11 protein-coding genes are annotated in these 13540 nt (G+C 70.1%); 1 reads left to right on the top strand and 10 read right to left on the bottom strand.

Annotated features, from left to right (window positions below):
• Positions 1–91: 91 nt before the first annotated feature.
• Positions 92–1123, bottom strand: coding sequence for an SIS domain-containing protein (locus ABJK26_RS00375; RefSeq protein WP_347240195.1), 1032 nt, complete (start codon positions 1121–1123; stop codon positions 92–94).
• Between the two features lie 74 nt (positions 1124–1197).
• Between ABJK26_RS00375 and uvrA the strand changes: the two genes are divergently transcribed.
• On the top strand, positions 1198–4056 hold the full coding sequence (gene uvrA, locus ABJK26_RS00370; protein ID WP_347240194.1) for an excinuclease ABC subunit UvrA: 2859 nt from the start codon (positions 1198–1200) through the stop codon (positions 4054–4056).
• 38 nt (positions 4057–4094) lie between these two features.
• Here the strand turns inward: uvrA and ABJK26_RS00365 are convergent, their stop codons facing one another.
• The 9 genes from ABJK26_RS00365 to ABJK26_RS00325 all read right to left on the bottom strand — a co-directional run bounded on the left by ABJK26_RS00365 (position 4095) and on the right by ABJK26_RS00325 (position 13460).
• Entirely contained in the window at positions 4095–4736 is a 642-nt protein-coding gene (locus tag ABJK26_RS00365; RefSeq protein WP_347240193.1) for a TetR family transcriptional regulator, read from the bottom strand.
• Between the two features lie 25 nt (positions 4737–4761).
• The gene (locus ABJK26_RS00360) at positions 4762–5256 is read right to left on the bottom strand and encodes a hypothetical protein (RefSeq protein ID WP_347240192.1); all 495 of its coding nucleotides are present in this window, start codon (positions 5254–5256) and stop codon (positions 4762–4764) included.
• A gap of 10 nt (positions 5257–5266) precedes the next feature.
• Entirely contained in the window at positions 5267–6973 is a 1707-nt protein-coding gene (locus ABJK26_RS00355) for an FAD-dependent oxidoreductase (protein ID WP_347240191.1), read from the bottom strand.
• A gap of 5 nt (positions 6974–6978) precedes the next feature.
• Positions 6979–7833, bottom strand: a complete 855-nt coding sequence (locus tag ABJK26_RS00350) for a nitronate monooxygenase (RefSeq protein ID WP_347240190.1) — start codon at positions 7831–7833, stop codon at positions 6979–6981.
• A gap of 165 nt (positions 7834–7998) precedes the next feature.
• Entirely contained in the window at positions 7999–9426 is a 1428-nt protein-coding gene (locus tag ABJK26_RS00345) for a glycosyltransferase (RefSeq protein WP_347240189.1), read from the bottom strand.
• Positions 9414–10562, bottom strand: coding sequence for a HEAT repeat domain-containing protein (locus tag ABJK26_RS00340; RefSeq protein ID WP_347240187.1), 1149 nt, complete (start codon positions 10560–10562; stop codon positions 9414–9416). The genes ABJK26_RS00345 and ABJK26_RS00340 overlap by 13 nt, the downstream gene beginning before the upstream one ends.
• Positions 10546–10908 (bottom strand): response regulator transcription factor, encoded by a 363-nt coding sequence (locus ABJK26_RS00335; protein WP_347240186.1) that lies wholly within the window; start codon positions 10906–10908, stop codon positions 10546–10548. The genes ABJK26_RS00340 and ABJK26_RS00335 overlap by 17 nt, the downstream gene beginning before the upstream one ends.
• Before the next feature lie 5 nt (positions 10909–10913).
• Positions 10914–13079, bottom strand: coding sequence for an ATP-binding protein (locus ABJK26_RS00330; RefSeq protein ID WP_347240185.1), 2166 nt, complete (start codon positions 13077–13079; stop codon positions 10914–10916).
• Positions 13080–13142: 63 nt separating this feature from the next.
• On the bottom strand, positions 13143–13460 hold the full coding sequence (locus ABJK26_RS00325; protein ID WP_347240183.1) for a cupin domain-containing protein: 318 nt from the start codon (positions 13458–13460) through the stop codon (positions 13143–13145).
• Positions 13461–13540 lie beyond the last annotated feature (80 nt).

The raw sequence follows: 13540 nt of genomic DNA, 5'->3' as shown, positions 1-13540 counted from the left end.
ACCCCATGCTGGCTTGCGCCAGCATGGGGGCCCCGGTAAAAGCGATCCCCCGATTCGGTCATCCCATGCCGCGAAACTAGGGCGCGGGCGCTTAGCGGGTGCGGGTCACCTTGGTGAGGTGCCGGGGCCGGTCCGGGTCTAGACCCCGGGCCCGGGCCAGGGCCTCGGCCAGGGGGTAGAAGCCCTGGACCAGGAGGAGGGGGGTGAGCTCCGGGGCCAAGGCCAGGGGAAGGCGCAAGGGGGTGTCGGCCAGGGCCAGGGCGTCGGGGTCCGGGGAGAGGACGAGGAGGTGGGCCCCCTTGGCCTTGAGGCCCTCCAGGGTAGCGAGGAGACTCTCCCGGGCCTCGTCCCCTTGCACCAAGGCCAGGACGGGGAAACCCGGCTCCAGGAGGGCCTGGGGCCCGTGGAGGAACTCGGCGGCCGAGAGGCCCTCGGCGTGGAGGCCCGCCACCTCCTTGAGCTTGAGGGCGGCCTCGAGGGCCACCGGGTAGGTGAAGCCCCGCCCCAGGGCGAAGAGGTTCTCCGCCTCCTGCAGGTACTCCAGGCTCCCCTCCACCCCTAACGCCCTCGCCATGGCCTCCGGCAGGGCGGGAAGGGCCTCCTCGAGGCGGGGCTCCTCCAGGAGGTGGGCGAGGAGCTGGGCCGTGGCCGCCAGCATGGCCAGGAAGCTCTTGGTGGCCGCCACCGCCCGCTCCTCCCCGGCGTGGAGGGGGAGGACCACCTCCGCCGCCCGGGCTAAGGGGCTCTCCTCCCGGTTCACCAAGGCCACGGTGAGGACCCCTTGGGCCCGGTAGGCCCGCACCGCCTCCACCACGTCGGGGCTCTCCCCGCTTTGGCTAAAGGCCAGGAGGAGGCTCGGGAAAGGCACCTTGGGCCTCGCCCCGTAGAGGGTGAGAACCGAGGGGGCCAGGGAGAGGACGGGCCAGAGGAGGCGGGCCTCGAGGAGGTACTTGGCGAAGAGGGCGGCGTGGTCCGAGCTCCCCCGGGCGGCGGTGAGGACCAAAGCGGGGGGCTTTTTACGAAGGAACCGGGCCAGGCTTCGCACCTCGGGTCCGTTCTCCCGAAGGAGGCGCTCCACCACCTTGGGGGCTTCCTCCGCTTCCCGAAGGGTCCAGGAGGCCATGACCCCATGATAAAAACGGAGACCCCTCGCCCAAGCCCTACTCCCTCCCGAGGAGGGGTGGTATACTTCCACGGATGGACCGCATCGTCATCCGGGGCGCGAGGGAGCACAACCTCAAGAACATCAGCCTGGAACTCCCCCGGGGCAAGTTCATCGTCATCACCGGAGTCTCGGGCTCGGGAAAGAGCACCCTGGCCTTTGACACCCTCTACGCCGAAGGGCAGAGGCGCTACGTGGAAAGCCTCTCCAGCTACGCCCGCCAGTTCCTCGGGGTCATGGACAAGCCCGAGGTGGAGAGCATTGAGGGGCTTTCCCCGGCCATCTCCATTGACCAGAAGACCACGAGCCACAACCCCCGCTCCACCGTGGGCACCGTCACGGAGGTCCACGACTACCTCCGCCTCCTCTTCGCCCGCGTGGGCCAGGCCTACTGCCCCGAGTGCGGCCGCCCCATAGAGAAGCAGTCGGCGAGCGAGATCACCGACCGCCTCCTCCAGCGCCCCCCCGGCACCCGGGCCGTCCTCATGGCCCCCCTGGTGCGGGGAAGAAAGGGGGAGTACAGGAAGCTCTTCCAGCAGCTCATGAAGGAGGGGTACGCCCGGGTGCGGGTGGACGGGGTGGTCTACCTCCTGGAGGAGGCCCAGGGCCTAAACCTGGAGAAGTACGAGAAGCACGACATTGACCTGGTGATTGACCGGGTGGCCCTTAGGGAAGAGGAGCGCCCCCGGATCGCCGAGGCGGTGGAGCTCGCCCTCCTTCGGGGGGAGGGCCTCATGCGGGTCCTCTACCCGGACACCGGGGAGGAGGAGCTCTTCTCGGAGAAGTTCGCCTGCCCGGAGCACGGCTCGGTCCTGGAGGAGCTTGAGCCCCGCATCTTCTCCTTCAACAGCCCCTACGGGGCCTGCCCCGCCTGCTCGGGCCTCGGCTACAAGCAGGAGTTTGACCCGGACCTCGTGGTGAACCCCGAGCTCTCCCTGGCCCAGGGGGCCATCCTCCCCTGGTCCAGGGGGCGGGACACGGGGCGGAGCTACCTTTGGGACCGGCTTCGGGCCCTCGCCGAGCACCTGGGCTTTGACCTCAAGACCCCCTTCAAGGACCTGCCGGAGGAGGCGAAGCGGGCCGTGCTCTACGGCCTTCCCGAGCCCTTTGAGGTGGTCTTTCGCCGGGGGGGCAAGGAGACCCTCCGGGTGGAGGTCCACTACGAGGGGGTCATCCCCTGGCTGGAGAAGCGCTACCAGGAGGCGGACTCCGAGGGGGTGCGGGAGGCCCTCGAGGCCTTCATGTCCATGAAGCCCTGCCCGGTCTGCGGGGGGACCCGCTACAAGAAGGAGGTGCTCTCCGTGCGGGTGGCGGGGAGGAACATCGCCGAGGTCTCGGCCCTTCCCGTGCGGGAGGCCTTGGAGTTCTTCCAGGGCCTGGAGGAGAGGCTCTCTCCCTTCCAGGCCCAGATCGCCAGGCCCATCCTCCGGGAGATCGTGGAGCGCCTGGGCTTCCTGGTGGGGGTGGGCCTGGACTACCTCACCCTGGACCGGGCGGCCAACACCCTCTCGGGGGGCGAGGCCCAGAGGATCCGGCTGGCCACCCAGGTGGGCTCGGGCCTCACCGGGGTGCTCTACGTCCTGGACGAGCCCAGCATCGGCCTCCACCCCCGGGACAACCAGCGCCTCATCGCCACCCTGAAGCGCCTCCAGGCCCTGGGCAACACCCTCGTCGTGGTGGAGCACGACGAGGAGACCATGCGGGCCGCCGACTGGATCGTGGACATGGGCCCCGGGGCGGGGGTCCACGGGGGGGAAGTGGTGGCGGAGGGCCCCCTGGAGGCCATTCTGCAAAACCCCAAGAGCCTCACCGGAGCCTACCTCCGGGGTGAGAAGAGGATCCCCGTGCCCAAAGAGCGGCGCAAGGGAAACGGCAAGTGGCTCGTGCTTAGGGGGGCGAGGGAGCACAACCTGAAAAACGTCACCCTGAGGATCCCCTTGGGCCGCTTCGTGGCCGTGACCGGCCCTTCGGGAAGCGGCAAGAGCACCCTCATCCACGACGTCCTCTACGCCGCCCTGGCCCAAAGGCTCATGCGGGCCAAGACCACCCCCGGGGCCTACGAGGCCCTGGAGGGGGTGGAGCACCTGGACAAGGTCATTGAGATTGACCAGTCCCCCATCGGCCGCACCCCTCGGTCCAACCCCGCCACCTACACGGGCATCTTTGACGAGATCCGCGACCTCTTCGCCAAGACCCCGGAAGCGAGGAAGCGGGGGTACGGCCCAGGCCGCTTCTCCTTCAACGTGAAGGGGGGGCGGTGCGAGGCCTGCGGCGGGGACGGCACGGTGAAGATTGAGATGCTCTTCCTGCCGGACCTCTACGTCCCCTGCGAGGTGTGCAAGGGCAAGCGCTACAACAAGGAGACCCTCGAGGTCAAGCTCCGGGGGAAGAGCATCGCCGACGTCCTGGACATGACCGCCGAGGAGGCCCTGGATTTCTTCCAGAACGTTCCCACCATCGCCCGAAAGCTCCAGCTCATGGTGGACGTGGGCCTGGGGTACATGCGCCTGGGCCAGCCCTCCCCCACCCTCTCGGGGGGCGAGGCCCAAAGGATCAAGCTCGCCACGGAGCTCGGCCGCAAGTCCACGGGCCGCACCCTCTACATCCTGGACGAGCCCACCACCGGGCTCCACTTTGAGGACGTGGCCAAGCTCCTCTCGGTGCTTCACCGCCTGGTGGACGCGGGCAACACCGTGGTGGTCATTGAGCACAACCTGGACGTGGTGAAGACCGCGGACTGGGTCATTGACCTGGGCCCCGAGGGGGGGGACCGGGGCGGGGAGATCGTGGCCGAGGGAACCCCGGAGGAGGTGGCCCTCACGGGGAGCCCCACCGGGGTGTTCCTGGCCAGGATCCCGGAGATCGCCGAGCGCCTCGAGGTGGCGGCGGACTGAGGTCATCCCATCCTGGCCTGCGCCAGCACGGGGTGGGATTACGGGCCTCTCTTCGCCTTGGCCTGGGTGCCCGGCGCTAAGTCCTGGCTCCGGGCGAGGATGCCCTCCAAGGCCAAGGAAAGGGACTTCTCCAGCTCCTCGGAAAGGCCTCGGTGGGGCGTGTAGGCGGCCCAGCGCAGGGCGGAGAGGAAGTAGAGGTCGGCCAGGGTGCGCCCCATGCGCTCCAGGGAGAGGTCCTGGCGCACCACCCCTTTCTCCCGCAGGGGCCTTAGCACCTCGGCGATGAGGTCCCCTAAGGGGAGGGCCTCAAAGGCGGTCTTGGCCCGGATGGGGTCGGGGTTTAAGAGCTCGTAGAGGAGGGGAAGGAGGAGGTCCTTCTCCTCCTCGGTGGCCTTGGCCACTTCCTGAAGGAGAAAGCGGAGAACGGCCAAAGGGTCCATCCCCTGGGCCAGACGGCGGCGCACCTCCTCCCTGAGCCTGGAGAGGAGGAGGCTCCCGTAGTCCAGAAGGACCGCCTCCTTGTAAGGGTAGTAGTTGAAGAAGGTGCCGCGGGAGACGTGGGCGGCCTTGGCGATGTCCGTGGCCGTGGTGGCCTGGAAGCCGCGCTCGCGGAAAAGGTTCATGGCCGCCTGGAAGATCCGGTCGCGGCGGCGCTTTTTCTGGTACTCCCGGACGCCCATGGGGTAAGTGTACTTCCCTAAAAACTCAAAGCTCAATCGCCTTGCCGGCCCAGTCCGAGAGGGCCGGGAGCAAGGCGAGGCCGCCTTGGGTGGCGTAGACCTTCCCCTCCCGGTGGAAGCCCCCCGGCACCACCCAGTAGCCCAGGGCCCGAAGGGCCTCCGCCACCTCCCCCGGGGCCGCCACCTCCTTTGGAAGCCTCCCCGCCTCCGCCAAGAAGAGGTGGGCGTTGAAACCCAGGAAGACGGCCTCGAGGCCCTCCCACACCTCCTCCAAAAAGGCGAGCCAGGAGGCGTCCTTGGCGGGGCGCTCCGGCCTCCTGGCCCCGGGGATGAGGAGGGCCTTTGGGGGCGGGGCCGCCGGGAAGGCGTAGGTGGGGGTCCAAACCGAGCCCGCCAGGGCCAAGGTGCCCTTCCGCCCCTTGGCCACGGTGTAGGCGGGGATCTCCAGGCGCCGGGCGGCCTCGAGGGCCAAGGCGGCCTCGAGCTCGGAAAACTCCGGGAGGAGGAAGACGGCGAGCACCTTTCGCCCATTATGGCAGAAGGCGGAAGAGGAGCTCGGCCGCCTCCCCCCGGGAGACGGCCTCCGGGCCCTCCACCCCAGCCTCCCCCAGGGCCAGCAGGAGCTGGTTGAGGAGCCGGCGCCCGAGGGGGCGCTGCAGCTCCTCCCGGTAGAGCTCCCTGGCCTTCAGCGCCACCCGTGGGCGGTCCTCCAGGCCCTTGGCCCGGTAGTAGTGTTCAAGATTTGCCAGAAAGTCCCCCAGGAGGATGGGGTTGGCGAGGCCCAGGCTTCCCTTCAGGTAGTAGGGTCCGGCGAAGAGGCCCCGCCGGAGGAGGCGCACTGCCTCCCGGAAGCCCCGCCTCCCCTCCTCCGGCCACCCCCTCTCCTCGGAGGAAAGCCGGGCGCCCCGCTCCAGGAGACGCTTGCGCAGGGCCTCCACCCCGCTTGGGCTCTGGGCGAGCTGGTGGAAGTCCACCAAGGGGGCCTTCTCCAGCCCCGCCTGGGGGGCCTTGCGCAGGAGGGCCGCCGCCACCCCCGCCGCCTCTCCCAGGGCCATCTGCAGGGGCACCGCCCGGGCGGAGAAGGCGGCGGCGCTGTCAAACCCGGCCGCCTGGGAGACCACGAGGAGGTTCCGGAGCTCCCGGGGCACCAGGGCGCGGAAGGGCACGCCGTAGGGGGCCGGGGTGCCGAGGAGGTAGGGGGTCTCCCCGGGGAAGTAGGCCTGGCCGTCCAGGGGGTACCCCCCGAGGGCCACGGCGTCGGGGAAGTTCCTGCCCAGGAGCACCTCCTCGGCCCGGAGGCGGTAGAGGGCCTTTAGGTGGCGGCTTTCCCTGAGGTAAAGGGCCGGGGCCACGCCGGCGAGCCGGGCCGTGCCGAAGAGCAGGGGGTCCTTTTCCCGCAGATAGGCCACCACCCGGTCGGCCTCCAGGGCCGCCTCGGCCCGGACGCGCTCCAGGGCCAGGGGATCCGTCCCGTCCACCCCGAAGATGAGGAGGGCGTTCACCAGGAGGCTCCCGTCGTCCTGACGGGCCAGGTTGAGGCCGCGGAGGGCGTAGCGGGCGGGGTCGGAAGGGACGTACCCCCGCGCCAGGTCGCCAAACCCCCACCCGCTCCGCCCCCAGGCCCCGGCCCCCGTGCGCCGGACCTGGCCGTCGTAGTTCAAGGCCAAAAGAACCGCCCCCCAGGGGACGCCCTCCAGGCGGAAGACCAGGGTGGCGGCCATGGCCCTCTGGTCCAGCCCCGTGTCCTCCCGCCCCAGGGTAAAGGAGGCCCCGGCGCGGAAGGCCAGCTCGGCGGTGTCCGTGGCGTCCACGAAATAGAGGGCCGGGTAGGTCCCCTTGGGGGTGGCGAGGGCAAGGAGCCTCGAGCCCTCCCTCTCCAGGCGGTCTATGGGCTCCTCGAGGCGCACCTCCGCCCCGGCCTCCCGGAGCATGGCCCAAAGGACCCGTTCCGCCTCCCCCACGTCAAAGGAGGCCTCCTGCCCGACGCGGCGGTAGAACTCCCGGAAGAGGCCGGCCTGGAGGAGCCCTTCCCGGTCCTTGGCCAGGTCCAGGGTGGCGAGCCACCCCTGGGTGAGCACCCCCCCTACGCCCCGCCCAGGCTCCAGGAGGAGTACCTTAAGCCCCTCCTGGACCGCGGCCACCGCCGCCGCCACCCCTTGGGGCGTGGCCCCGTAGACCACGAGGTCGTACTGGGCAAGCCCCAAGCCCAGGAAAAGCGCGAGGGCAAGCCAGCGCACGGTCCTTAAGGAAGTTGGGCCTTGGCCTCCTGGTACTCCGCCACCAGGCGGGCTACCACCTCCTTGGCCGAGGGGATCTCGCGGATGAAAGCCACCCCGTGCCCAGCGGAGTAGACCTCCTTCCAGGCCTTGCCCCCTCCTTGGCGGAAGCGCTCCAGGGACTCCCGGAGGAAGTTGGCGGGGACCCCCGTGACCTCGGGGGTGTACTCTATGTCCTCCGGCTGGGCGCGGAGAAGGGCTTCCTTGTACTCCAAAGGCGCCCCCGACTCCAGGGTGGCGATGAAGCGGGTGCCGATATAGGCCCCGTCCCCCAGGGCCAAGGCGGCGAGGACCTGCCTGCCGGTGGCGATCCCCCCGGCGATGAGCACCGGCACCCCTAGCTCCTCCCGAAGCCAGGGCCCGAGGACGAAGGGGCTCACCCTCCCGGCGTGCCCCCCGGCCCCCGAGGCCACGGCCACTAGGGCGTCCGCCCCGGCCTCCACCGCCTTTTTCCCGTGCCTTAGGCCCACCACGTCGCACCAGACCACGCCGCCATAGGCCCTGACCCGCTCCACCACCCAGGTGGGGTCCCCAAGGGAGGTGACCACCAGGGGGACCTTGCGCTCCACCACGGCCTTAAGGTCCTCCTTCAGGCGGGGGTTGTCCTTCAGGATGAGGTTCACCCCGAAGGGCACCCCCTGGGGAAAACTCTCCAGGAACTCCCGAAAGGCCTGGTGGGTGCGGAAGTTAAGGCTCGGGATCACCCCGATCCCCCCGGCCTCCGCCACCGCCTGGAGGAGGGGGGCGTTGGACACCAAAAACATGGGCGCGGCCACGATGGGGTAGCGGATGCCCAGCATCCGGGTGACGGCGGTCTCCATGTGGGGGATTTTACCGGGTTCAAAGGATAATCGGGGGGTGGAACCGGACTCTTCTGGCTGGCCCTCGGGCTTGGGGGGCTTTTGGGAAGCCTCCTCGCGGGCCAGGTGGCCCGCCTCCCCCTGGGCCCAAGCCCCTACCACCTGCCCCTTCTGGTTTCCACGGGCCTAAGGCTTTTGGTGGTCTTGCGCTTCCGCCCCTAGGCCCTTGCGCCGCATCTCCCCCCACTGGCCCCGCTTGCGCCACACCTGGAAGGTGGCGAGGAAGCGCTCCAGGGCCAGGACCTGGCGGTAGCCCAGGACCTCGAGGACCCCGAGGAAGAGGAGGACCACCCGGTCCCAAAGCCTGGGGTAGCGCCGGAGGAGGAGGAGCTCCATGCCCACGGCGAGCTGGGAGAGGAGGACCCCGTAGCCCAGGGCGAGGAGGAGGAAGAGGAGGGCGAAGTCCAGGTTGAGCATTCCCAGGAGGTAGAAGACGGGAAGGAGCAGGTAGCCCAGCACCTCCACCACCGGGCCCAGGGCCTCAAAGAGGAGGAAGTAGGGCATGGCCAGAAGGCCGAGCCGCCCGTAGCGGGGGTTGAAGAGCATGGGCCAGTGGGCGAGGAGGACCTCCCAAAGGCCCCGGTGCCAGCGGTTGCGCTGCCGCCTCAGGGTGGTCCAGTCCGAGGGCACCTCGGTGTAGCAGATGGGGTCCGGGGTGTAGAGGATGCGGTAGTCCCGCCCCTCCTCCCGGGCCCGGCGGTGCAGGCGCACCACGAGCTCCATGTCCTCCCCCACGGTGTCCGTGCGGTAGCCCCCCACCCTCAGGACCTCGGCCCGGCGGAAGAGCCCGAAGGCCCCGGAGATGATGAGGAGGGCGTCCATGGCGCTCCAGCCCGCCCGGCCCATGAAGAAGGCCCGGGCGTACTCAAGGATCTGCATTCTTTCAAGGAATCCGGAGGGAAGGCGGAGCTCCTCCACGATGCCCTCCCGCACCCGGGCCCCGTTCAGGGGGCGGATGGTGCCCCCCACCGCCAGGACCCGCTCGCCCTCCAGGAAGAGGCGGCTTGCCCGAAGCAGGGCCTCGGGGTCCAGGAGGCTGTCGGCGTCCACGGCGCAGAAGAGGGGGTAGCGGGCCAGGTTGAGCCCGGCGTTCAGGGCGTCCGCCTTGCCCCCGTTCTCCTTGTCTACCACCAGGAGGTTGGGGTGGGTGAGGGAGCGGTAGACCCCGCGGACGGGCTTGGTGGGGAGGGCCCTGCGGAAGACCCACTCCACCTGGACCAGGCGGAAGGCCTCCTTCAGGACCTCGAGGGTCCGGTCCTTGGGGCCGTCCGCCACCACGATCACCTCAAACTGGGGGTACTGCAGGGCGAGGAAGGAGCGCACGGAGTCGGCGATGGTCTTCTCCTCGTTGTAGGTGGGGACGAGGATGGAAACGGGAAGGTAGGCCTCCCGCTCCAGGAGGTCCTTCAGGGAAAGCTCGGAAAGCTCCCTTGCGTAGCGGGCCACCCTCCGGAGGCCGAAGAGGGCCGAGACCCCGTAGATGAGGTTGAGGAGGGTGAAGTAGTAGAGAACGAAGATTTGGTAGAAATAGAAGAGGAAAGCTAAGAAGTCCATTCGCGCTCCCGAAGCACCTGGGCCGCCATGGCCCGGCCGTAGGGGTCGAGGTGGGCCTCCGCCGCCTGCCTCAGGGCCTCCGGGTCCAGGGCCGCCAGGGCCTCCGCCGCCGCCCGGCGCACGTAGAAGGAGGGGTCCTTCAGGGCCTCCCAAAGCGCCCTCCGGGCGAGGGCCTTGGGGAGGAGGGGAAGGGCGCGGGCCGCCTGCGCCCGCAAGAACTCCTCCCCGTGGCGCAGGAGGGAGAGGAGGGAGGCCTCCCGTCCCTCCGGGGGGTAGCCCAGGCGGGCGAGGGCCCTTAGGGCGGCGGCTTGCACCTCGGGGTCTTCGGCCTCCAGGAAGGGGGGCACCTTCTCGGCGAGGGCGTGGAGGCGGAGGCGGCCTATGGCCTCCAGGGCGGCCCACACCGCCTCCTTATTCCCCTTCTCCAAGAAGAGGGCGGCCACCGGCGGGGCCCGGTCCTCCAGGAGGAGGAGGGCCTCGAGGAGCGCCCCCCGGGAAAGCCCCGAGGCGAGGAGGGCCTCCCCCAGGCGCAAGACCCCCTCGCCCTGGGCCACCCGGGCCCCGGCCCGGGCCGCCGCCAGGCGGAGGACGGGGTCCGGGTGGGCCAGGTAGGGCAGGATGGCCTCCAGGGTCTCCGGGAGGCGGGCGAGGCCCAGGGCCTCCAGGGCCTCGAGGCGCTCGGGCTTGGTGAGGAAGCGCCGCCCCAAGAGGCGGGCCCAGGGGGGAGAGGCCCTTCGGAGCCAGTCCGCCACCTGCTCCCCGGCCTCCCCCTTGAGCATCTCCCGGAGGCGGAGGAGGGCCCGAAGGGCGGGCTCGGGCCAAGGGGGGGGCGGGAGGGAAGCCTCCCCGAAGAGGGCCTCGGTGAAGAGGCGGAGCCAGCGGTCAAAGGTCTCCCGCTCCCAGGCCTCCCTCGAGGCGGAGTAGGCGTGGTAGAGGAGGACATAGGCCCCGAGGAGGACGAGGGCGAGGGCGGTAAGGGCCAGGGCCTGGAGGAGGGCCGCCTCTACCTGGGAAAAGCCCGCCCAGCCCATGAGCCTAGCGGAGAAGAGGAACACCAAGGCCCCCAGGGCGTAGGCCTCCAGGGCCAGAACCCCGAAGACCAAAAGGGCGTAAAGCCGCTCACCGCGCCGCCACATGCCGCTCCAGGCGGAGGAGAAGCTCCTTAGGACTAAAGGGCTTGGTGAGGTAGTCCTGGGCCCCAAGCCTCAGGGCCTCCAGGACGTGGTGCTCCTGCTTGAGCCCGGAGAGGACCACCACGGGGGTGTCCCTCTTGAGGTCCTGCCGGAGGTGGCGGAGGAGGTCCAGGCCGAAGCCCCCGGGAAGGTTCAGGTCCAGGACCACGGCGTCCCAGGGCTCGGCCAGGGCCCGCTTGCCCGCGGGGAAGTCCCGGGCCAGGTGGACCTGGTGGCCCGCCCGCCTGAGGGCGAGCTCCAGCACCTGGGCCACCGCCGGGTCGTCCTCCACCACCAGCACCCGGGCCATGGTCCTCATTCTATCCGGGCCAAGAGGGCCTTTACCTCGGGGTCAGGGTTTAGGCGGAGTTCCTCCCGCAAAAGGCCCTTGGCCTCCTCCTTCCTCCCCCCCTCCAGGAGGGCCTTGGCCAGGGTGAAGCGGGCCAGGGGGTAGTCGGGCTTGAGGGTGAGCACCTGCCGGGCCAAAAGCTCGGCCTCCCGGGCCCGCCCCAGGGCGAGGACCGCCTCAGCCAGACCCCAGCGGGCATCCAGGTTGCCGGGGTCCTGGGCCAGGATCCGCCGGTAGTTCTCCTCCGCCTCGGCGGGGCGGCCCATGTGGTAGAGGAGCCGGGCGTAGCGCACCCGGACGTCGGGGCTGTCCAAAAGGGCGAGGGACTTCTCGTAGAGGAGCTTGGCCTCGGCGTGGCGGCCCTGGAGGTAGAGGGCGAAGGCGAGCTCCCCAAGGGCCTCGGCGTCGTCGGGGAAGGCGGCCACCGCCCGCCTCAAATAGGCCTCGGCGCCCCCAGGGTCCTTGGGGAGGAGGGCCTTGCCCCGGTAAAAGCTGTAGCGCTCCCGGAAGGGCACGGGGTCGGAGAGGAAGCCCTCGAGGCCCACCTCGTCCAGGGCGAAGGCGCGCACCTCCGAAAGGCGGTCCGCCTGGGGCCGGTAAAGGAAGAGGCTCCCCTCTCCCTTGGCCGAGAGGACCACCCGCCCACCGCTGCGCACCTCCACCCGGAAGCCCCGGGCCCCCTCGGGGAGGAGGAGGCGGAAGACCACCTCCCCCGCCCCTCCGGAAACGGGGCGCACCAGGGGGGCAGGAAGGAGCTTCCGGCGCACCCCCGTGCCCAAAAGCGCCCCCTCCCCGGAGGGAAGCCTTTCCCGGCCCAAGGCCACCTCTCCCCGGTAGAGGGAAAGCCGGGCCCTCTCGCCCCGGGAAAGGCGGAGATGGGTCCCAAGGGGCTTCACCTCCCCTTCCGGGGTGGAGAGGGCGAGGGGCACCGGGGCCTCGCGCAGGGCCTCCACCCCGCCCCTAAGGAGCCGCACCTGGACCCTCTCCCCTCCACCCCAGAGGCTCCGCCAGCGCCGGGCCTCCCCCTGGGCGTCCGGGCTGAAGGCGAGCTCCAGGCCGGAAAGGCGCACCACCTCCCCCGAGGGCACGGCCCCGAAGGCCTTGGAGCCCAGGGGGGCGGGGTAAATGGGCAGGCGGGTCAGGGCGAGGAGGGCCAGGGCGAGGAGGAGGAGCCGGCCCACCGGAGCCCGCCTCCCGGGCCTGGGCCTGGGGAGGAGGAGGAGGAAGGTGCTCCCCCGCCCCAGGCGGCTTCGCAAGCGCACCTCTCCCCCGTGGGCCTCGAGGACGCGCTTCACCAAGGCGAGCCCGAGCCCCGTGCCCTCGGCCTCCCCCCGGGTGGAGGCCCGGTAGAAGGGCTCAAACACCTTCTCCTGCTCCTCCTTGGGGATGCCGGGCCCCGTGTCGGCGACGGCGACGCCGTGCTGGTCCCGCCCCACGAGGAGCCGCACCGCCACCTTGCCCCCTTTTGGGGTGTACTTGATGGCGTTGTTGAGCACGTTGAGCACGGCTTGGTAGAGCCAGTTCGGGTCCCCGTAGACCCAGGCCTCCCCCCGGGGGAGGGTAAGCCGCAGGGCGACGCCTTTCCTCCGGGCCAAGGGGCGCACCTCCTCGGCCGCCTGGGAGAGAAGGGCCTTAAGGTCCACCCGCTCGCTCTTTAGGCGCACCCCCTGGCCGAGCTTCAGGTACTCCTGGGCCTTCTCCAAAAGCTCCCGGATGCGCCGGGCGCTCCTTTCGGCAATCTCCAGAAGCTCCTTGGCCTCCTCGGGCAGCCCCTCGGTCTCCAGAGCAAGCTCCAAGGCCCCGAGGACGCTCATGAGGGGGTTCTTGATCTCGTGGAGGAGGAGCCTGAGGAGCTTTGCCGTCTCGTCCTGGGCCCGGAGGAGGGCGAGCTCCCGCTCCCTCAGGGCCAAGACCTCCTGAAAGGCCCCGAGGAGGAGGCGCAGGGCCTCGAGGGTCTCCGGGCCTGGGGGGCGGCTGCCCGTCCAATAAAGGGCGGCCTCCCCCTCCTCCAGAAGCTTTTCCCCCCGTAAGGGGCCCTCGGGCAGAACCGCCCCCCGAAAGACCAGCTGCACCGAGTAGCGACGCAGAAGGCCCAACAGAAAGGCCAGGTCCCCAGGGGGGTTCTGAACCATGGCCCCAGTATAGGAGAGGCGCTTGAAAACCCCGTGAGAGGCGCTTGAAAACCCCGTGAAAATCTAGGGTCTGGGAGCCATGACCACCAGGAGAAGGGCGGGGCTTCCCGACGCGTTCCTCACCCCGTGAGGCACCCCCGCCGGGGCCAAAACAGCCATCCCCGGGGCCAGAAGGGCCTCCTCCTCTCCCACGCGGGCCACCACCTCCCCTTCCAGCACGTAGTACACCTTGTCCGAGCCTTCGTGAGCGTGTACCTTTTGGGCCTGCCCTGGCAGAAGGGCGTAAAGGTCGTAAAGCATCTTCTCCGAATGGAAGACGGGGATCTTGGCCATCTTTTCTGGGTCGTAGCGCACCAGGCTCTTCAAATCCCGGATTTCCATGACGCAAGTCTACCAGACGGGCACACCCTGAGCTCTCATCACTTTGAGGGCTGGGCCTTGACAAGGGAAGAGAAGAGGGG

This window comes from Thermus sp., from assembly GCF_039793865.1.
Classification (GTDB): Bacteria; Deinococcota; Deinococci; order Deinococcales; family Thermaceae; genus Thermus.
Note: the sequence above shows the minus strand (reverse complement) of the source record. Positions and strands in the feature narration are given on the sequence as shown.

Excerpts from the sequence above, each read along its gene's own strand:
- ABJK26_RS00375 (WP_347240195.1), bottom strand. The coding sequence starts at position 1,123 with ATGGCCTCCTGGACCCTTCGGGAAGCGGAGGAAGCCCCCAAGGTGGTG.
- uvrA (WP_347240194.1), top strand. The coding sequence starts at position 1,198 with ATGGACCGCATCGTCATCCGGGGCGCGAGGGAGCACAACCTCAAGAAC.
- ABJK26_RS00365 (WP_347240193.1), bottom strand. The coding sequence starts at position 4,736 with ATGGGCGTCCGGGAGTACCAGAAAAAGCGCCGCCGCGACCGGATCTTC.
- ABJK26_RS00350 (WP_347240190.1), bottom strand. The coding sequence starts at position 7,833 with ATGGAGACCGCCGTCACCCGGATGCTGGGCATCCGCTACCCCATCGTG.
- ABJK26_RS00345 (WP_347240189.1), bottom strand. The coding sequence starts at position 9,426 with ATGGACTTCTTAGCTTTCCTCTTCTATTTCTACCAAATCTTCGTTCTC.
- ABJK26_RS00340 (WP_347240187.1), bottom strand. The coding sequence starts at position 10,562 with ATGTGGCGGCGCGGTGAGCGGCTTTACGCCCTTTTGGTCTTCGGGGTT.
- ABJK26_RS00335 (WP_347240186.1), bottom strand. The coding sequence starts at position 10,908 with ATGGCCCGGGTGCTGGTGGTGGAGGACGACCCGGCGGTGGCCCAGGTG.
- ABJK26_RS00330 (WP_347240185.1), bottom strand. The coding sequence starts at position 13,079 with ATGGTTCAGAACCCCCCTGGGGACCTGGCCTTTCTGTTGGGCCTTCTG.
- ABJK26_RS00325 (WP_347240183.1), bottom strand. The coding sequence starts at position 13,460 with ATGGAAATCCGGGATTTGAAGAGCCTGGTGCGCTACGACCCAGAAAAG.